The 18,286-nt window shown below is 41.2% G+C and carries 21 protein-coding genes; 7 read left to right on the top strand and 14 right to left on the bottom strand.

Features of this window, described 5'->3' with window-relative positions:
- Nucleotides 1-144: 144 nt before the first annotated feature.
- Nucleotides 145-1,680 carry a multicopper oxidase family protein gene (locus AC0VYH_RS06025; protein ID WP_475373436.1) on the top strand — a complete coding sequence of 512 codons (1,536 nt, stop codon included), beginning with the start codon at nucleotides 145-147 and terminating at the stop codon, nucleotides 1,678-1,680.
- A gap of 99 nt (nucleotides 1,681-1,779) precedes the next feature.
- A complete protein-coding gene (locus AC0VYH_RS06020) occupies nucleotides 1,780-2,772 on the top strand; it encodes a Gfo/Idh/MocA family protein (RefSeq protein WP_475366862.1) in 993 nt (330 codons plus the stop codon).
- A gap of 104 nt (nucleotides 2,773-2,876) precedes the next feature.
- Here AC0VYH_RS06020 and AC0VYH_RS06015 read toward each other — a convergent pair whose 3' ends face one another.
- The 6 genes from AC0VYH_RS06015 to AC0VYH_RS05990 all read right to left on the bottom strand — a co-directional run bounded on the left by AC0VYH_RS06015 (nucleotide 2,877) and on the right by AC0VYH_RS05990 (nucleotide 5,187).
- The gene (locus AC0VYH_RS06015) at nucleotides 2,877-3,065 is read right to left on the bottom strand and encodes a hypothetical protein (RefSeq protein WP_475366861.1); all 189 of its coding nucleotides are present in this window, start codon (nucleotides 3,063-3,065) and stop codon (nucleotides 2,877-2,879) included.
- Between the two features lie 51 nt (nucleotides 3,066-3,116).
- Complete coding sequence (locus AC0VYH_RS06010; protein WP_475367465.1) at nucleotides 3,117-3,386, bottom strand: hypothetical protein; 270 nt, start codon at nucleotides 3,384-3,386, stop codon at nucleotides 3,117-3,119.
- Nucleotides 3,387-3,421: 35 nt separating this feature from the next.
- Nucleotides 3,422-3,682 carry a hypothetical protein gene (locus AC0VYH_RS06005; protein ID WP_475373435.1) on the bottom strand — a complete coding sequence of 87 codons (261 nt, stop codon included), beginning with the start codon at nucleotides 3,680-3,682 and terminating at the stop codon, nucleotides 3,422-3,424.
- Between the two features lie 34 nt (nucleotides 3,683-3,716).
- Entirely contained in the window at nucleotides 3,717-4,442 is a 726-nt protein-coding gene (locus AC0VYH_RS06000) for a tubby C-terminal domain-like protein (protein WP_475373434.1), read from the bottom strand.
- A 129-nt stretch (nucleotides 4,443-4,571) separates the two neighbouring features.
- A complete protein-coding gene (locus AC0VYH_RS05995; protein ID WP_430244435.1) occupies nucleotides 4,572-4,949 on the bottom strand; it encodes an iron chaperone in 378 nt (125 codons plus the stop codon).
- 97 nt (nucleotides 4,950-5,046) lie between these two features.
- Complete coding sequence (locus tag AC0VYH_RS05990; RefSeq protein WP_475373780.1) at nucleotides 5,047-5,187, bottom strand: DUF3953 domain-containing protein; 141 nt, start codon at nucleotides 5,185-5,187, stop codon at nucleotides 5,047-5,049.
- Nucleotides 5,188-5,696: 509 nt separating this feature from the next.
- Between AC0VYH_RS05990 and AC0VYH_RS05985 the strand changes: the two genes are divergently transcribed.
- Nucleotides 5,697-6,473: a hypothetical protein gene (locus AC0VYH_RS05985; protein WP_475373433.1), complete on the top strand. Its 777-nt coding sequence runs from the start codon at nucleotides 5,697-5,699 to the stop codon at nucleotides 6,471-6,473.
- 56 nt (nucleotides 6,474-6,529) lie between these two features.
- On the opposite strand, the gene AC0VYH_RS05980 is transcribed toward AC0VYH_RS05985, so the two are convergent.
- Complete coding sequence (locus AC0VYH_RS05980; protein ID WP_475366856.1) at nucleotides 6,530-8,137, bottom strand: M4 family metallopeptidase; 1,608 nt, start codon at nucleotides 8,135-8,137, stop codon at nucleotides 6,530-6,532.
- 529 nt (nucleotides 8,138-8,666) lie between these two features.
- Here AC0VYH_RS05980 and AC0VYH_RS05975 point away from each other — a divergent pair.
- Entirely contained in the window at nucleotides 8,667-9,242 is a 576-nt protein-coding gene (locus tag AC0VYH_RS05975) for a DUF2087 domain-containing protein (protein WP_475373432.1), read from the top strand.
- A 94-nt stretch (nucleotides 9,243-9,336) separates the two neighbouring features.
- Here the strand turns inward: AC0VYH_RS05975 and AC0VYH_RS05970 are convergent, their stop codons facing one another.
- Nucleotides 9,337-10,104: an SDR family NAD(P)-dependent oxidoreductase gene (locus AC0VYH_RS05970; protein WP_430244445.1), complete on the bottom strand. Its 768-nt coding sequence runs from the start codon at nucleotides 10,102-10,104 to the stop codon at nucleotides 9,337-9,339.
- A gap of 221 nt (nucleotides 10,105-10,325) precedes the next feature.
- Between AC0VYH_RS05970 and AC0VYH_RS05965 the strand changes: the two genes are divergently transcribed.
- Together AC0VYH_RS05965 and AC0VYH_RS05960 are read left to right on the top strand one after the other, a co-directional pair.
- Nucleotides 10,326-10,904 (top strand): DNA-3-methyladenine glycosylase, encoded by a 579-nt coding sequence (locus AC0VYH_RS05965; RefSeq protein WP_475373431.1) that lies wholly within the window; start codon nucleotides 10,326-10,328, stop codon nucleotides 10,902-10,904.
- Nucleotides 10,905-11,018: 114 nt separating this feature from the next.
- Complete coding sequence (locus AC0VYH_RS05960) at nucleotides 11,019-11,768, top strand: SDR family NAD(P)-dependent oxidoreductase (RefSeq protein ID WP_475366852.1); 750 nt, start codon at nucleotides 11,019-11,021, stop codon at nucleotides 11,766-11,768.
- A 141-nt stretch (nucleotides 11,769-11,909) separates the two neighbouring features.
- On the opposite strand, the gene AC0VYH_RS05955 is transcribed toward AC0VYH_RS05960, so the two are convergent.
- The 6 genes from AC0VYH_RS05955 to AC0VYH_RS05930 all read right to left on the bottom strand — a co-directional run bounded on the left by AC0VYH_RS05955 (nucleotide 11,910) and on the right by AC0VYH_RS05930 (nucleotide 17,434).
- Nucleotides 11,910-12,782, bottom strand: coding sequence for a DMT family transporter (locus AC0VYH_RS05955; protein ID WP_475368611.1), 873 nt, complete (start codon nucleotides 12,780-12,782; stop codon nucleotides 11,910-11,912).
- Nucleotides 12,783-13,017: 235 nt separating this feature from the next.
- Nucleotides 13,018-13,929, bottom strand: a complete 912-nt coding sequence (locus AC0VYH_RS05950) for an ABC transporter substrate-binding protein (RefSeq protein WP_430244458.1) — start codon at nucleotides 13,927-13,929, stop codon at nucleotides 13,018-13,020.
- Between the two features lie 17 nt (nucleotides 13,930-13,946).
- Nucleotides 13,947-14,684, bottom strand: coding sequence for an ABC transporter permease (locus tag AC0VYH_RS05945; protein WP_430244460.1), 738 nt, complete (start codon nucleotides 14,682-14,684; stop codon nucleotides 13,947-13,949).
- A gap of 4 nt (nucleotides 14,685-14,688) precedes the next feature.
- Nucleotides 14,689-15,681, bottom strand: coding sequence for an ABC transporter ATP-binding protein (locus AC0VYH_RS05940; RefSeq protein ID WP_303529872.1), 993 nt, complete (start codon nucleotides 15,679-15,681; stop codon nucleotides 14,689-14,691).
- Between the two features lie 16 nt (nucleotides 15,682-15,697).
- Entirely contained in the window at nucleotides 15,698-16,351 is a 654-nt protein-coding gene (locus AC0VYH_RS05935) for an ABC transporter permease (protein ID WP_475368609.1), read from the bottom strand.
- Nucleotides 16,352-16,840: 489 nt separating this feature from the next.
- Entirely contained in the window at nucleotides 16,841-17,434 is a 594-nt protein-coding gene (locus AC0VYH_RS05930; RefSeq protein ID WP_475373430.1) for a superoxide dismutase family protein, read from the bottom strand.
- Nucleotides 17,435-17,710: 276 nt separating this feature from the next.
- Between AC0VYH_RS05930 and AC0VYH_RS05925 the strand changes: the two genes are divergently transcribed.
- Nucleotides 17,711-18,241: a YceI family protein gene (locus tag AC0VYH_RS05925; RefSeq protein WP_427391942.1), complete on the top strand. Its 531-nt coding sequence runs from the start codon at nucleotides 17,711-17,713 to the stop codon at nucleotides 18,239-18,241.
- Nucleotides 18,242-18,286 lie beyond the last annotated feature (45 nt).

The raw sequence follows: 18,286 nt of genomic DNA, 5'->3' as shown, positions 1-18,286 counted from the left end.
CCCCTCCGTTTCTTCAAGACGCAGGGGTTCTTCTATTTTTTAATCTCACAAGATTCTCAGCTTCAATAAGAGGAAAAGAAATGAAAGATCCTCTCTCTGTAACATAAGATGAACAAATGCATCGTTTCGAAAGGAGTGGTCCAGATGCTCGAAAAATTCGTAGATCGCCTCCCTATCATGCCAATCATTCAACCCGTAAAGATAAATCACGGGATTCCCTATTATGAAGTGGCGATGAAGGAAAGTTTTCAGAAGCTTCATCGCGATTTGCCACCTACACGCGTTTGGGGATATAACGGGCAATACCCTGGACCTACGTTTCAAGTTCACCGAAATCACCCGATTCGTGTTCTTTGGAAAAACGAGCTACCTGAAAAGCATTTTCTCCCAATTGACCACACCGTTCATGGGGCTGGCACAAACGTTCCTGACGTTCGTACTGTTGTGCATCTTCACGGTGGGGTAACACCTGATACGAGCGATGGTTATCCTGAGGCGTGGTTCACTCGAGGATTTCAACAGGGAGGACCCTATTTCACCGATCCCATTTATGAATATCCAAATCATCAAGCAGCTACGACCCTCTGGTATCACGACCATGCGATGGGGATTACCCGATTAAATATCTATGCGGGTCTCGCTGGAATGTATATCGTTCATGACGAAGAAGAGCGATCCCTCGGGCTACCAGAAGGTGAGTTTGATATCCCACTTCTTCTTCAAGATCGTTCTTTCCATCGTGATGGCTCTTTGTACTATCCTGCTGAGCCAGACCCTCCTGTCGAAGGCGTTACGCCATCGGTCCTTCCAGATTTCTTCGGTAAAGCCAACCTTGTTAACGGGATGGTATGGCCTTATCTGGAAGTCGAGCCGAGGAATTACAGATTTAGAATCCTAAATGGATCAAACGCAAGATTCTATCGATTCTCCCTATCCAAACAGCTCCCAATCGTTCAAATCGGCACAGATCAGGGGCTGCTAGGAAAGCCGGTGCCTGTCACCCGCGTTTTGATCGCTCCTGCTGAACGTGTCGACGTCGTTATTGATTTCAGTCGCTCGGCAGGCGAAACCATTACCTTAATGAACGATGCCGCATCCCCTTATCCTCAAGGGAAATCTCCGAATCCAAAAACAACGGGAGTAATCATGCAGTTCCGTGTGAAGAAGAAGCTCTCTCGTCCCGATCAAAGCGTAGTTCCTCAGACATTGTCTCGGTACCAGCTCATAAACGAACAACAATCAAACAACCAACGAAACCTTCTCCTTAACATGAGACCTGATCAATACAAACGATCGATTCACCTATTAAACAATCAGCTATGGTCTGATCCAATCAGTGAAAAACCACAGTTAGGTGATGTAGAAATATGGAGTTTAGTCAATGTCACACACGCAACTCACCCGATTCATCTTCACCTCGTTCGCTTCCAAATTCTTGATCGGCAGCCTTATGATCAGAATCTGTATGAAAAGCAAGGAAAAGTCGTACCAACCGGCCCACGCATGAAGCCAGATCCCAATGAACAGGGATGGAAAGATACCGTGCGAGCAAACTCAAAAGAAATTACTCGGATCATCATGAAGTTCGTACCTTATGCAGGTTTGTTTGTATGGCACTGTCATATTCTCGAGCATGAAGATTATGAAATGATGCGACCTTATGTAGTGGTCAAAAAATAAGAGGGGGGTCAGGTACGTACCTGACCCCCCTCTTTGTATTTCTCCACCTCATAATGGTATTCTTATACCGATAATAGCTTACATAAAAGGAGCCTACATATGACGAACCCATCTATTTGCGTGATTGGCGCAGGCTTTCATGCAACGACGAACATTTATCCCGCTCTTGTCGAAACAGGTGCAACGATTACGGCTGTCGCTACACGAAACTTAGAACGCTCAGAGCAAACACTCCTTCGTTTTGGAAGCAAAGGAACGCCGTATGATAATCACAAGAAAATACTAGAACAAGAATCATGTGACGGCGTCATCGTTGTCGCACAGCCAACAGATCAGGCAGCCCTTGTTATGGACTGTATTCAAGCAGGAAAGAATGTATATGTCGAAAAGCCGCTCGGCATGACAACGGAAGAGTCAGAACTAGCGGCAGATGCTGCGGAGAAAGCTGGCGTAAAGCTCATGGTTGGCTTTATGAAGCGCTATGCGCCGATTTATGAGCAGCTTCACTCGCTTATTACAAGTGAAGAACTAGGATCAGTTCGTTCATTCGAAGCACGATTCGCCGTTGATACAACACCCTTTTGCCAGAATGATGAAGAATTCCTAAAGTTTGCTGCCATTCACATCGTTGATTTAGTTCGCTACCTATTTGGAGAAACAGCAGCTGTAAGTGGATTTAAAAATAGCTCAAGTTCACACGTCAATCAAAGCATTAGTCTTCAATTCGAAAGCGGAACAGTCGGCACCCTTTCGTTCACCGGAATGACAGCCTGGTCTAGAGAAAGCGAGAAACTGACGGTTACGTTTGATCACGGGTTCGCCTCAGCCGATGAGATTCACACCCTAACCGTGCACAAATCTCAACCCTTTAACGAACTCCCGTGGAAAGCACCGGCTGAATCCGATTCCGTCTACAGCCCTTCCGCCTCAACGATATCAGGCTCTATGAGAGATCTCTATCTCCGCGGCTTTGTCGGTGAAATGCAACACTTCGTCTCATGCTGTACAACAAATGAGACGCCCCGCTCAGATGGAAAAGATAACATTCGTACGATGGCGTTGATCGATCGGATTTTGAAGACGTTAGATTAACAAATCCATACTGATTCATTCACATTTTCTAATCACAAAAAAACTCCGTAAATCGCTACGGAGTTTTTTAATTACACTATAAACAATTTCTACCTTTCTACTCGTCACTTCTTTCTCTCCATCAAAACGACGATCAAGGCACTAGCCGTGACAACGAGCATAAAAATGTTAAGCCAGGTAAATTGGATGTCCCAAAAATAACCGACCCCAGTAATAATAGCATTCACTAACATGATCACAATAAAAGCATTTTCACTTTTAGTAGATTTCCTGTTTTCAAAAAACAAGCCCATGATCATTCACCTGCAATCTTATAAAATAGGATTCATTATTCATCTACAATTTCAAACCCCGTCCACATACTCCTTCGCTTCCAACAGCGATAACCCAAATACTTCTCGCGCTTTTTTCACGGCTTCTACCGTTTTTCCTTCCTTCATGAGTTCTCGCAATTCATCATTAATCGGATGTTCAGGTAAATCCATATGCTGAGCCATACGATTTAAGTGATCGTGCATACTTTTCATTCGTACGCTAAGGCTATTCATTTGAGAACTTACTCGAAAAACGAGATAAAAAACAGCTGCTAACAAGCCTACAAGTGCAATCTCCATCACGTCAACATTCCCCCATTCCTCATTTCAAACAGCTATAAATACAACCATGCTGATAGCACACTGAACACAACGATAAATAAACCGTGTCCTAACCAGCGATATTTCCTATGAATACCAACCCGGCTTTCTAAATGTCTAAAGTACATGGCACAGCACGAAAGTCCTAAGAAACCGATCCAGAAGCCTTGTTGATCATCGTAAACGATGGCTAGCTTGATTATTCCTAATCCTACAAACGCCATGCCAACAGATCCTATCGCAGTATAAAAAAGCAATCCTAACTGATTGTTCACAAGCTTCACCACCAAAGCACTTTTTAAAACTAGCTCACTGACTAAAATGATAGTTAAATAGCACAAATCCCATAAATAAAACGTCAGCTTCTTCCTTATATGTATCTACCATGTCTAACTCGTAAATCGAATTTCCTAATTCCGCTCTTTTCCCTTCAGCAATCTTATGGTCATCTCTACGAATCACTGTTTTAGACCCAATCCCAAATGACTGATAATGATAGGTGTGATCACGATAGTTAAGATAGAGACTTTCCTTTAACTTGGCGACATTTTTGACTGAGTAGTCCATTTGAATGCTGCCTACTTCATCGTTATTGGAGAAAATCAGCCATTCATTTGTTCCGCGAATGCTATTTTCATTTTTACCTTTTAAAACGATGCGATGACCATCTTCTGACGAAAACGCTAGATTAAGAAACCATCTTCCTGGGCTATCCATAATATCTGCGACAACTCGCTTCCACGGCTTGCTATAGAATCGCTTGTATTCTCCAACAAGTTCCTGTCCGTCAAACACTCGTTTCGGCGCTGCCGATACTCGATCACCTAGGCGTGTCACCATACGTTCTTCATCCGCTTCTGGCTGAAAAGCAAGATCCTTCTTATGCTGCCACTTCATCACAAAAAGAATCAATATAGCCGCCACCGGAAAACCCATTAGCAACAAGAGCTGATCCATCTCGAATTTCCCTAGAAACAAATAGCGTAGAGCTAACCCTATAAACCCTACAACAAATAGTAAAAGTAGTTTACCCAAAATGAACTCCTTTCTCGCCAAACACAATCCAATGATTAACAAAATATCCATTTTTGTTACACTACTATTTACGAATCGATTTAATGAAAGTTTCACACCTTATCACAGGCTAGCCCTTATCCGCACCCTCTAACAAGAAAGATCCTCACCAGCTCGCCATTGATTAATCGCTTCTTTCACAAATTCCTCCACGCCGCTTCCCTGTAAATCAATTGATTTTTTAATCCGGATACATCCTTTTCCACAATCCAAACCATTCAATAATTCACTTGCTCGATCAATTTTCTTAATATCTCCTACATAAAGGCTTACATAGGACTTTTGAGCATTAAGATTAAACAACACGCTCGATTTCCCCTTATAGCTAAGCATTTTATATTGAATGCCTTCTTTAAGCTCTGGAGCATTTTCGAGTATATACTGTCGTACTGTAAGGAGCTTTTCCTTCCTCCAATCATCCTTTAGCTTTTCGAAATATTCCTCTGGTGTTTTCGCTTCATATTGCATGTTTTAGTCTCCTTCTTATTATTAAAATAAGCCATCGTACTAGCAAGAAAGACCAAATTGCTCTCGCGCCTCCACTTTCGGAAAGCGCTTAAAAACATTAACCTATTAGATAACTCTTGATAGATACATAAAAATTAAAGAATGCGGTAACGAAAAAGAAATAACCTAAGTAGGGTGTAGCCTCTTTTTTACAATATTCTATCCCCATAACCAACATAAGACTGCCTAGAAACAGCATCATATAAGGTATTGCCGCATAATCCTCCGTTATACTCGCATATACAATTATAGAAAACGTTCCGACCGCTAAACCGATCCTAGTTCTTTTTAATATCTCATCCACCTCCTCTTCATACGTACTTCTATCATTTATAAACTAGCTTTTCCCCCTTACGTCTGCTTATTAAAACTCCTAACCCCATGAAGCCAAACCCTACAAGATTCATGAGGAAATTACCGATGTTGCCGAAGTCGTTTACTCTTAATCCTATCAAAAAACTACCTAACAAGATTAGTGGTATCACGATAAAATACCTCAAATGGGCCCCTCCCGTTTGCCATATTAATCATAAAAACCCTCAACCTAAATAATACCATCTTTCGCCAATTATTAGTTTTCATTCGAGACAATTAATGAAAGCACTATCGCACAAATATTTTCGATTAGATCTGGAACCCTCTCTTATTTTCCTTTAAGCTTGATAAAGAAATAACTGAAAGGTTGATTGTTTGAAGAAGTTACTATTCATGTTTTTATTGTGTTTATTCGTCTTCTTTCCTATAGAAGACACGCTTGCTGATTTTGTGAAAGAAGAATTATCCACTCAAAAAACGAAAGCTCCGGCGGAAAACAACCGGCAATCCAATGCTAGAGAATATAGAGAGAAAACAAACACCCTTCTATTATCCACTCAAACTAGTAAAACCACATGGAATAGCGTTGAGACCTCACATAAGCTTTTGACCACACATGTACAGGCACTAGAAAACGGAAAATACCGCGTAAATGTTGTGATGGAATGGAAGAAAGTGCCCAAGAAGCGATTACATGATGTGATTAGCTTCGCTTTGCCTGAGCTTGGAGATGATTACAACATAGAGGCAAACTCGTTAACCGGAAAGCAGCTTGTCGTTGCGGAGAACATTGAAACCGGGGAGACTAGAACGATCGCTTACGAGTATACGAATACCCCGTCGGAAGAGGCAGATTCCTTTTATGTTTCTCCAGCGGAACGAGTCGTTCTAAGTCAAAACTTAAAAAATGACTGGGGCGACTACAAGGTTCGTAGCATCATCCAAACGCTTACTGGTGTGATTCAAGAGAGCGAGGAACTAAATACACATGCTCTTCACGTTAATGGAGGTTATAGTCATCAAATTCATCACGATGAGAATTGGAGCGTACGCTTATTTCCGTATGAATTCAGCATTGATATCAATCAGTTGGTGAACGGGGATCCTTATCAAACACCCGATTCATTTGATCGTTACCTACAAGCTGAAACGCAGCTCATTATGAAATAATTTTCACTTGCATGCAAAAAAAGAGCTCGCCATGAGCCCTTTTTTTGTGTAAATCTTTATTCAGTAACGCCTACCTGATCCCAGGCTGACGCGACACTATTGTACGTAGTAGATCCGGCGCCGTATAAATCACCTGCTGATTGTAGGAAAGCCGATCTTGCGTCACTAAAGTCACTCGTTGGAGTGAGGTATGTGGTGAGAGCACGGTAATAAATTTGCTCTGCTTTGCTATCCCCAATGCTTTCGATCGTGTAATATGCCGCTTTGTTTGGAATACCACTGTTCGTATGAACGCCACCATTATCTTGAGACGTTTGAACGTAGTCATCCATATGAGACGGCTGGTTGTATGCTTCTGGATTCGATAGACTTCTTAGCGCATCTCCAGGTGTACCAGGCGTATAGACGTCTTCCCCCATAAGATAATCTTCAGGCTCGATGAAATATCCGAACACATCTGACATTGATTCGTTCAGTGCTCCTGATTGGTTACGATACTGTAGTCCCGCTGTGCGTTCTGTTACTGCGTGCGTTATTTCATGACCAACAACATCTAGCGCTGCTGATAATGGAGCAAAAGTGGTCCCATCGCCGTCACCATAAACCATTTGCGTTCCGTCCCAGAAAGCGTTGTTATAGTTTGAGCCATAGTGAACTGTAGAACGAATTGTTGCACCGTTATCATCAAAGCTATCGCGATTATGTGTCGACTCATAATAGTCATAAACAACACCTGCATTGTAGTGCGCATCAACAGCTGCCGCTTGATCTGAAGAAACAAACTGATTGTCATCATCTGTTACGATCGCGCCAGGAAGGCTTGATCCATTATTCGCACTATACGTCTCTATGAGGCCACCTTTTGTCACGTCACGAAGAAGATAGCTACCATTTTGTGATACTGTATTTAGCGTTTTCTGATCACCCAATACGCCCGTTCCTGTTCCTGTCTCGGCGCCGTCAGCTAGTGCATTATACGCTTCTACAACGGAACCATCGCGAGCATCCACATAGATTTGCCAGTTAGCAGGATAAGGATCAATAAAGTTCAGCTGCACTTTATAAGCAAGAACATAGCGATCGCCGTCCTTATAAACGACTTTTTCTCCCTTATCCGTCATGTTTTTATTATCACGAAGACTTGTTTCAGGTTGTACATCAACATGGTTCCATGCCGTGTTAACCGCTTCTTCCTCAGATACCTTCGCATTCTTACTTCCTTCAAATTTCTTTACAGCGTCTGGATGCAAATTGCCGTTCACGGCTGCAACTTCCCCATCCTTATCTGTATGTACGATGAATGTCGCTCCATCAAGTGGTACTCCATTTACCGTTTGAACATATGTGTAATGAGTCATGCCTAGCTTATCTTTCGATTGATCGATCAGCTTAAGATCATTCTCATTCACCTGGAATAAGGCTTCATTTTCCTGTAGATATTGCTGAACATCTCCTTCACTCGCAACCTTTTGTTCTGATAGTTTACCAGATAAGAAAGATGGCACTTTCCGTTCCTTTTCCCAGCTTTCCTTTACAATCTCCATCTTTTCAAGTGCCTGCTTCTGATCCACGTTCAAATCCTTTGGTGAAGCAGCTGATGCAGTTGGTAGTGCGCCCCCAAATGCAAGTCCTGTCGCAAGTGCAACGGCGATTCCCTTTTTCAAAAAATCTCCTCCCCTTCTCGGAATGTTTTGAATTTTGAATACACTAGTAGCCTATCATAGAATTTCTGGAGGTTGTATTGGGAAATCCGTAAGACGATACGCCCCTATACTCACTATGTTGCCATAACATTTCCCAATAACTTTCTAGAGCTTTACGTGATAAGCTTGATCTAGAACATTTAATGACTGGAAAAATATTCTTTTTATAGAAATCACATGAAAATATAACCATCTATCGTCTGATCACTTGATATAATTGAGTGTAAATGGCAGTCATTTCGTACTACAAGATTGGTATCCAATCTTCTAAGAGGTATTTCCCTTTTTAATTCGCAACAAATAATACACAATACATTTCAATAATAATTATTTCAGTATTATTTCAGAGAAGACAATATAGAGGTTTCTATGTAACGAATTGGAAACCAGTTCAGGCAATATGTGAACGGTCCATTGGTTGACGAACAGCTCTAGTTAGATTAGTATCTAATTAGATACTAATCTAACTTATAGGAAGGTGGGTCGTATATTGCAGTTAAACCGATTAGTTAATTTCCATAAAACACTCGGGGATCCAACTCGGATTCGCATTCTTTCGTTGCTCGCTAAAGGTCCTCTCCACGGCCAAGCCATCGCTGGCAAACTTGGATTAAAAGCACCTACGATCACTCATCATATGACGAAATTAAGAGACACCGGCATTGTTTATCCACGTAAGGATAAAAACACCATCTATTACTACATAGATGAGAAGAAATTCCGCTCTTATTCAGAAGCCCTGCCCACTATGTTTTACCAGCCTGACTACGATAAGGAGGACGATTCTGTGAAAACGCAAGCTGTTATTAATAATTTCTTAGCACCAGATGGTACGCTCAAGCACCTCCCTTCTCAACGAAAGAAAAAAATCATTATTCTTAAGCACTTGATCAACGGATTAGAACGAGGGAAAAAGTACCCTGAGAAAGAAATAAATGAGTATATCAAAAAGTTCCATCCCGACTTCGCAACCATTCGTCGAGAATTTATTATCAATCATTTTATGTACCGAGAAAATAACATTTACGAACTAAATCCAGAAGAAATGTGGGCGACGATCGATTAATCGCACGACCATTATTTGAATTCTGTTGAAGGTACTAAGGAATAATTCATTAAAAAAACGGATTCCCTCATAAGTGAGGAAATCCGTTTTCTTTTTACAATCCGTAATTTGTGACGCCACCATCAACGAAAATATTTTGTCCGGTAATGTAGCTTGATCCTTTAGAAGCGAAGTAAAGAACGGATGTTTTCAGTTCATCCAACTCTCCAATTCGTTTCATTGGCGTTCTTTTATTAATCATCTCTTTAAACTCTGGGTCTTCTAAGGAATCTTTAATGAAATCCGTCTTAAACATCCATGGGCTGATCGCATTCACCGTAATGTTGTTTTCAGCTAATTCGTTAGCGAGCTGCTTCGTTAAGTGAATAACGCCTGCTTTACTTGTCCCATAGACAGAGCTGAAGAAGAGACTTACATCTCCTGCAACAGAAGCGGTATTAATGATGCGACCATATTCCTGTTTCTTCATATATGGCACAACTGCCTGACTCATAAAGAAGACAGACTTCACATTAGTATCCATCACTTTATCCCAGCCATCTTCGTCGAGATTTTCGATCGTGCCAGGTGCATTCGTTCCTGCATTGTTAACGAGAATATCAATTTGTCCATACTCTTCATTGATTGCTGCGGTTACTTTCTCAATGTCCTGCTTACTTGTCACATCGCATGAATAGGCTTTAACTTCTGCACCAGTTTGATCAGCGATTTCCGCAGCTGCATTTTCAACCTTTTCTAGTGAACGTCCAAGCAGAACGACTTTTGATCCGCTTTCTGCAAGCGTTTCTGCCATAAGGCGACCGATTCCGCTACCGCCACCAGTTACGATCGAAACTTTCCCGGTGTTTTTAAATAAATCCATGATCTTCACTTCCTTTTATAATCTAGCATTTAATTCATAAGTATGTTAAATGTTTCTCAATTTGTATGTTAACCAAAAGCTTCTATGCTTCTTCATGAATCAATTCGAACCATACCCCGCTCCTCGTTTAGTCAACGTAGGCTTGTGGAAAACTAATGTGTAGAGCTTACAAGAGAGAATGAACTTCTTTCAACTATAACGACTTACGAAAGGAAACGAACATGGCTATTTTACCTAGAGAATTCTACCAAAAACCGACATTAGAACTAGCGAAGGCTCTCCTCGGCTGCGAGTTAGTGAAGGAAACGGATGAAGGCGTGGCATCCGGATATATTGTGGAAACAGAAGCATATTTGGGTGCACAGGATCAAGCAGCTCATAGCTTCAACAACAAACGAACGAAACGCACAGAAGTGATGTTCGGGCCTGCAGGGAATGCTTATACGTACGTGATGCACACGCACTGTTTATTCAATGTGGTCAGTGCTGACACCGATGTCCCTGAAGCGATTCTCGTTCGTGCCGTTGAACCTGTTAAAGGATTAGACTTAATGGAGCAGCGAAGACCTGGACGAAAACAAAAGGAATGGACGGATGGTCCCGGAAAATTAACTAAAGCGTTAGGGATTGATCCAAGCGATTATGGGCACGCCTTAGTGCGCCCTCCCCTATATATTCAACATGGCTATACACCAGATCACATCTCTGAAGGAAAACGAATCGGAATTGATAACTCAGGAGAAGCTCGTGACTATCCGTGGAGATTCTGGGTGACTGGAAATCCGTATGTATCGAGGTAGCTCGCAATATGCTTCCCTCAAGTCGCTTTCTTTTATTTTCAAAATCTAAAGGTCTATACTAGTACTATAGCAACAAGATATCATCTTCAATCAACTAATCAGGAGGTTTTATGCATGAGTAAAGTCGCAGTTATTACAGGTGCAGGAAGTGGATTAGGACAAGCAGCTGCTGTTCGTTTAGCAGATGAAGGGATTAATATCGTTGCAGTAGACATTAACGAAGAAGGCGGTAATGAAACGGTCGACCTGGCGAAAAAAGCAGGTGTTGATGCGCTTTTCATAAAAGCTGATGTATCCAAAGCAGATGAAGTAAAGAATTACGTCGACAAAACTGTTGAAGCCTTTGGCTCAATTGATTATTTCTTTAATAACGCCGGCATCTCCGGTAGCGGTGAATATTACTTAAATACGAAAGTAGAAGAAATTGAAAAAATCGTAGACATTAACTTGATGGGCGCCTTATATGGTGTTCGTTACGTAGCTGATGTTATGATCAAAAATGGTGGAGGTTCTATTGTGAACACAGCTTCAAGTGCCGGTGTGATTGGTCAAGATTCTGTAGTCACGTACTCTGCCACAAAGCACGGTATTATTGGACTAACGAAAAGTATCGTAGCTGAATATGCGAAGGACGGATTACGCGCAAACGCAATCGCTCCTGGACCAACGGCAACTCCAATGGTGAAGGACTTCTATGAAGCGAATCCTAAAATGAAAGAAAATGCGGAATCCGGCATTCCTCAGAAGCGTCTCGGTACGCCTGAAGAAGTAGCTGAGCTCGTAACGTTCCTCTTAACTTCAAAAGCGCAATACATCAATGGTGAAGTCATTCGCATCGATGGTGGGTTTACGAATACTAAGTAAGGGTTAGTTAAGATGATAAATAACTACACCCATTTTCATAAGTAGAATATAGAGAGAAAATGGCCGGCACATACGATTGATGTGCCGGCCATTTTTAGTAACAAGATTCTGTTTATCCAGATTACTCCCACTGATCCTTTATTAACTTTTTTGTTTTCGACTCAAAAGTGTAATCGTAATAAGAATGATCACAAGCCCTATACTTTGCGTTAAAGTCAAAACCTCTCCCAAAATAACTAATCCAAATAGGGAAGCCGTAACCGGTTCGACCATCGCGATGATCGCTGCAACGGATGCTGACGTTTTCTTCAAACCTTCTATATATAAGTAGAAAGAAATACCTGCGCCGATGATACCGAGAGTGATGAACCAAATCAGATCCTCTGAAAACAAGGCGTCGAGCGCTTCCTTATGGTCAATAAATAGTAACATAACAATGGTAAATGTCGCAAAAGCCATACTAAGGACAAAAGGCGGGCGGCCTTCTTTAGAAGCGTTCTTAAAACCAAAAATAAACAGAGCGTACGAAAGACCTGATAATAGTCCACTTGTAATTCCAAGAATATTTAAACTGCCAAGTCCCGTTTCATAAACGTTTGTTAATAAACTGATTCCCCCCATCACAATAACCATTGCAATGACCTTAAATGGGGTGACGGTCTCTATTCGAAAAAGAAATGAACTAAACAGCACGAACAGTGGTGCCGTGTACATCAAAGTTGACGCTACCGCTACACCAGATTCCGAAATACTAAGAAAGTAAAAACTGAAATTCCCAGCGACCGCTAATCCTGCTAGTACTGACCACATCATCGTCTTCGTTGAATACTTTATTTTATTTCCTTTTCGATGAAGAAGTAGCCATACAAAAATACAAACAAACCCTATCGATCCTCTATAGAATGAGATCACCAGCGGATCCCAACCTTTATCCATTAATATCCCGGCTAATCCCCCGGAAATCCCCCACAAAACGGCTGCCATGATAACATAGCCTATATTATATAAATGCATTTTATACCCTCCTAAAATGAAGCCTTTATGACCTGTTTGGAGGAAATTCCCACTCTCTTAAACACTAAAACCAAAATCATGCAAACCCGTTCATATTCCATACTTTTTACTACAACGTCATAATAGTTTAATAATTATACGATAACTTAGGAATTCGCCAATAATTGAGCGTATTCTCCATCATACATAAAAAAGCTCATCCTGATTCTTTCTTCAGGATGAGCTTTTATTACTATTATTCATCTAGTAAACCATTCTCTACTAACCAATCATGGGCAACAACAGAGACGCTGTTTCCTTCAATATCGACTTTATAATTCAACTCACGCATAATATCACTGTTTAGTTTTTCACCTAAACGCGCTGTAATTTCTTCCACTTCTGGATACTTTTCGAATACATCCTCATTGATACTAACCGCCGCTCTATATGGCGGGAAGAAGGTTTTATCGTCCTTCAGGGTAACAAGGTCATACTCGACAATAGTAGCATCTGTTTCAAATGCGACCGAGACATCGACCTGCCCATTGTCTAAAGACCTTTGTGTTAAACCAAGATCCATTAGTTTAATTTGACTGGAATCAAATTCAAACCCGTATGTTTTCTCTACGCCAGGCAATCCATCAGGTCGATTCGCAAACTCTGCGTCTGAGGCCATCGTTAGCTCTCCTGGGTTTTCATTCACATACTTCGCTAAATCACTAATCGATTCAATCCCCAATTCTTCTGCCTGCTCTTTCTTCATAGCGAGAGCATAGGTGTTGTTAACATTAGACATGTTCATCCAATGGATATCATTATTCTTGGCATCTAACTCTTTGACCTTCTCAAATGCTTCCACTGGATCAGCAATCGGCTCTTCGCCCATATATGTAATGAGTGCCGTTCCGGTATACTCCCACATCATATCAACCTGACTATTTTCGAGCGCTTTACGAACAACGGTACTCCCCAGGTTGTTCATTTGCTTCACGTCAAACCCTTCCTCCTTTAGAAGAAAAGCGGTCATTTCGGAAAGTAGGTATTGCTCTGTAAAGTTCTTGCCACCAACCGAAATCTGTTTCCCGCCAATCCCTACGCTTGAGCACGAGGCTAGCATGGAAAGGATGGAAATGATTCCGATAATACGAAATAGTTTTCTTTTCATACAAACACCTCCTGTCGTTACGTTTCTTGTGGTGGTCTAGATCCCTTTGGTACAATCTTTCGTTCAAGTAATCGAAGAAGATAGTCTACAAAAATAGCTAGTAAGGTTACTGGAATAGCACCAGAAATTAAATAACCGTTATCAAATAACTGGATGCCGGTAAAGATCCATACGCCTAGTCCGCCACCGCCGACAACATAAGCAAGTGCAGCCGTTCCGATATTTAATACGACGGCTGTACGAATACCTGCAAGAATCGAATACGATGCATTCGGTAATTCAATTCGAAAGAGTATTTGGATTGGCTTCATGCCCATTCCTCTTGCTGCATCGATTAAATTCTCATCGATGGAATCAATTCCCGCAACCGTATTCCGATACATCGGTAACAGCGAGTAGATAAATAGGGCAAATACTGCCGTGTTAAATCCGATACCTAGAATACTAATCATCAAAGCAAGAACAGCAAGACTTGGAATCGTTTGACCAAGGTTGACCGTATTTGAAACGACCCACTCGGCTCTTCGAAAGCTTTTACGCGTGACAAGAATACCAACAGGTAGCGCTACGATGACCGCTAGGAAAGAAGAAACAAGTACAAGCTGCATATGCTGCTTCAATAAGTGAAGAAACGTACTAGTTTGACTGAAAATATAGTCAAAATAGCTGTTGCTGATGGCCCAAATAAAGAACACGGCCACTATTCCGTAGACAAGAAAGCTTACAATACGGCTCATAACTTTTTTCTTATTCATCAAATCACCCCTTCTGCACCAGGGTAGGCTTTGCCTTAATTTCAAAATGAAGATACTTTTGAACGAGATCAATCGTAATGGCGCCAAGTTTGTTACCATCATCATCAACTACAATGACTTGATCCGCTTCTTGATTTAGAAGCATGGATAACGTATTTCGTAAATCGTGGTGAACATTAATCGTAATGGTATCTTCAATCGTTTCGTCTTCATTAACAAGACCAATGATTTCTTGAATATCTTGAATAGTATGAAGACTTAAGCTCTTGATTGCACGGTCTTTCCCGAAGAATTCACGAACAAATTCATTCTTAGGACGAACAAGCATTTCAGATGGCGTATCGTATTGCATTACTTCCCCACCGCGTAATAGAACGATTTTGTCTGCCATTTTAATCGCTTCGTCAATGTCATGACTAACGAAAAGAATTGTTTTCTTTACTTCACGCTGAATTTGAAGAAATTCATCTTGAATTTTCTCACGAATAATCGGATCAAGTGCGCCAAATGGCTCATCCATTAGCATAACGGGCGGGTCAGCTGCTAATGCGCGAATAACACCGATACGCTGCTGCTGTCCTCCAGAAAGCTCATGCGGATAACGTTTACCAAATTTCTCACCGCTTAATCCGATCATTTCCATCAATTTATTAAAACGATTGCGCTTCTCTTTCTTTTTCCAACCTAAAAGGTCGGGAACAATCATCACGTTTTCTTCAATCGTCATATTCGGAAATAGACCATTGCTTTGAATGACGTAGCCAATTTTTCTTCGAAGAGCAATTTGATCTAAAGACATAGAATCTTCACCATCAATAGTGATCTTTCCATCTGAAATCGATTCCAAACGATTCACCATTCGAAGTAGGGTTGTTTTCCCACAGCCTGACGGGCCTAATAAAACCACAATTTGTCCTTTTTCAACGGTGAAGTCTACACCATTCACAGCTGTTACGCCGCCTTCAAATGTTTTGGTTGTTTGATCAAATGTAATCATTTCTTCACCTCACTCCTTAATTCGCAATGCTTTTTGGTGTATAGCGTTTTTGAATCCATAACAAGATACCATCTGCGATCATAGCAAGAATGGCAACGGCAATTGAGCCACTAATAATTAAGTAATTGTCCCCACGTGAAATGCCCTGAGTGATAAGAACACCGAGTCCTCCTGCACCAATATAAGCAGCGATGACACCGATTCCGATGTTAAGTACAACGGCTGTTCGAATACCTGCCATTATGATGGGGAACGCATTCGGAATTTCGACGCGAAGCAGTCGCTGACTCGTTTTCATCCCTAAACCCTTTGCTGCATCTCGCATTTCAGGGTTTACGTTACGAATGGCGGTATATGTATTACGTATAATGGGGAGCTGCGAATACAGAACCAGTGCTACAAAAGCTGGAACAAAACCAATTCCCTGATTGACGATCGAGAAGACCGGAATCATAATACCGAATAAAGCAATACTCGGAATCGTAAGCATGACAGAAGCAATTTGCAGAATCGTCTCAGCTAAATAATCATTTGTTGTTAAGTAAATGCCTAGAGGGACGCCAATGATAAGCGCAACAATGATCGCTAAGCCGACGAGTATCGTGTGCTCAATCGCTAAATCAAAAATACGAGGAGCGTTTACCTCGAGAAATTTCATCCACTTGTCCAATACGATAACCTCCTTTTTCATTCAATTTCATCATTGTATCAAATTAGGTACAAATTACCAACCTACGAACGAACTTTCACCCTCTTTGATCAACTGTCTTTTCACTCGTATTAACAAACATTTGTTTATACGAATGAGAAAGTTTCATTTCAGCTTTCCTTTGGAAGGCAAAACAAATGTTTTCGAGTTAACTCTATCTTAATACCCTAATATCAAAGTACTAACCCTGAATTTTCTGCGAATTTTTAATTTTCATGTATGAAAATCTTACATTTTAATAAAGTAGCGCTCTCCCACCACGGAATCAGTGGCTTTTGCGATGCTTATCGCTGTATATTGGCTATAATATGATTTTATTGTCCAAACAACAAATAAGGGCGGCTCACAAACGCCCTTCCTCCTACTTGTCCTCTGTTTTCCATAGCTTGAAATACATAAAAAAGGATCCACGGCTCAAAACCCATGAAATCCTTTTTCACCTTTTCTCACTTATTCACCTATCACACCGCACGCAATACGATCTCCGGCATCTCCTGATGGCTGTGATTCCATATCATCTGCACCAGCATGAATGACAATGGCTGTTCCGCCTTCTTTTAGCAACGAATTTTCTTCTCCTGCTTTTAGGGTTACTTTATCATTCATAATATCGGTTTGTAGTGTTCCGTCTTCGGCCACTTCGATATTTTCCATATCTCCTGCGTGTGGTCCATTTTCGGATTCCGTACCGTGATCCATATCACCGGGATTATAATGACCGCCTGCCGATTTGAAATCTGGCGCTTCACATGATCCAGTTTCATGAATATGAAAACCGTGCTCTCCTTCTGGTAAATTACTTACGTCAAGACTGATCATCGTTGCACCATCATGTTCCATCAACTCAGCTGTACCAATCTCTTCCTCATCCTGGTTCTTCATGCTGACAGTGATCGTTTCCATTTGCTCCTGATCGCTTTCACCAGCATTTTCCGTTGTCGTTTCAGGTTCGTTATCTGTTGTTCCTTCTTCGTTACCTCCTCCACAGGCGGCTAACACAAGTAGTACACTCATCATTAGTAAAAGAATCTTCCATCTTTTCATCGAAACAGCTCCTTTTCTCCCTTTATACTTACCATCATGACACCACTTTCCATTCAGTAAACCCGACAAATCCAAATTCCTTCCAATTAACTACCGGATTATGACTAAAAAGAGGCTTTAGTATGAGGCAAGACGTTTCAAACGTGGATAAAAAGTTGCACGAAATATTGAAAGAATATTTATAATGTCTTAACTTAAAGTATCTTGACTTCGAGATAAATTTACGTTATCTTTAATCTATACTAAAAAGCAACAATCCTGAGGAGGAATTTTTCAATGGCTACTTTAACACTAGATAAGGTTCACAGCAGTTTAGATTTTCAAATCAAGCATATGATGGTTTCAAAAGCAAAAGGTGAATTTACTGACTTTGACGTCGATTTCAACGGCGATCTTGATAACCTGACTTCCGCAAACATTAAAGTCACTATCTCTGTAAAATCAATCGATACAGGTAACGAAGATCGTGACGGTCATCTTCGCTCTGGCGATTTCTTTGAAGCAGATCAATACCCAAATATGGTATTCCAAAGTAAGTCTATTGCAAAGAAAGATGATGGAGAGTATGACGTTACTGGCGACTTTACTATTAAAGGGGTAACGAAAGAAGAAACGTTCACGGTCGAATACAATGGCAAATCAAAAAGCCCACTTGACGGTAGCACAGTAGCTGGTTTTGACGTTTCCGGTAAGGTGAACCGTGAAGCTTACGGCATGACGTATAATGCAGCGATGGAAACAGGAGGGTTCTTGCTTGGAAAAGACGTGAAATTCGAAGGTAACTTTGAGTTTGTCGTTGCAGAATAAGTGAAAGCATACGGAAACACCTCATCCCCTAACGGATGAGGTGTT

The sequence above is a fragment of the Anaerobacillus sp. QJM3NY_32 genome, from assembly GCF_056173645.1.
The sequence above is the reverse complement of the archived record's forward strand: the minus strand, read 5'-3'. Positions and strand labels throughout refer to the sequence as shown.

What these genes read in the sequence shown, in the direction of transcription:
- AC0VYH_RS05970 (WP_430244445.1), bottom strand. Translation starts at nt 10,104, where the DNA reads ATGGATTTATTTAAAAACACCGGGAAAGTTTCGATCGTAACTGGTGGC.
- AC0VYH_RS05925 (WP_427391942.1), top strand. Translation starts at nt 17,711, where the DNA reads ATGGCTACTTTAACACTAGATAAGGTTCACAGCAGTTTAGATTTTCAA.
- AC0VYH_RS05985 (WP_475373433.1), top strand. Translation starts at nt 5,697, where the DNA reads ATGTTTTTATTGTGTTTATTCGTCTTCTTTCCTATAGAAGACACGCTT.
- AC0VYH_RS05965 (WP_475373431.1), top strand. Translation starts at nt 10,326, where the DNA reads ATGGCTATTTTACCTAGAGAATTCTACCAAAAACCGACATTAGAACTA.
- AC0VYH_RS05940 (WP_303529872.1), bottom strand. Translation starts at nt 15,681, where the DNA reads ATGATTACATTTGATCAAACAACCAAAACATTTGAAGGCGGCGTAACA.
- AC0VYH_RS06020 (WP_475366862.1), top strand. Translation starts at nt 1,780, where the DNA reads ATGACGAACCCATCTATTTGCGTGATTGGCGCAGGCTTTCATGCAACG.
- AC0VYH_RS05990 (WP_475373780.1), bottom strand. Translation starts at nt 5,187, where the DNA reads ATGCTGTTTCTAGGCAGTCTTATGTTGGTTATGGGGATAGAATATTGT.
- AC0VYH_RS06010 (WP_475367465.1), bottom strand. Translation starts at nt 3,386, where the DNA reads ATGGAGATTGCACTTGTAGGCTTGTTAGCAGCTGTTTTTTATCTCGTT.
- AC0VYH_RS05950 (WP_430244458.1), bottom strand. Translation starts at nt 13,929, where the DNA reads ATGAAAAGAAAACTATTTCGTATTATCGGAATCATTTCCATCCTTTCC.
- AC0VYH_RS05995 (WP_430244435.1), bottom strand. Translation starts at nt 4,949, where the DNA reads ATGCAATATGAAGCGAAAACACCAGAGGAATATTTCGAAAAGCTAAAG.
- AC0VYH_RS06015 (WP_475366861.1), bottom strand. Translation starts at nt 3,065, where the DNA reads ATGGGCTTGTTTTTTGAAAACAGGAAATCTACTAAAAGTGAAAATGCT.
- AC0VYH_RS05945 (WP_430244460.1), bottom strand. Translation starts at nt 14,684, where the DNA reads ATGAATAAGAAAAAAGTTATGAGCCGTATTGTAAGCTTTCTTGTCTAC.
- AC0VYH_RS05955 (WP_475368611.1), bottom strand. Translation starts at nt 12,782, where the DNA reads ATGCATTTATATAATATAGGCTATGTTATCATGGCAGCCGTTTTGTGG.
- AC0VYH_RS06025 (WP_475373436.1), top strand. Translation starts at nt 145, where the DNA reads ATGCTCGAAAAATTCGTAGATCGCCTCCCTATCATGCCAATCATTCAA.
- AC0VYH_RS05930 (WP_475373430.1), bottom strand. Translation starts at nt 17,434, where the DNA reads ATGAAAAGATGGAAGATTCTTTTACTAATGATGAGTGTACTACTTGTG.
- AC0VYH_RS05960 (WP_475366852.1), top strand. Translation starts at nt 11,019, where the DNA reads ATGAGTAAAGTCGCAGTTATTACAGGTGCAGGAAGTGGATTAGGACAA.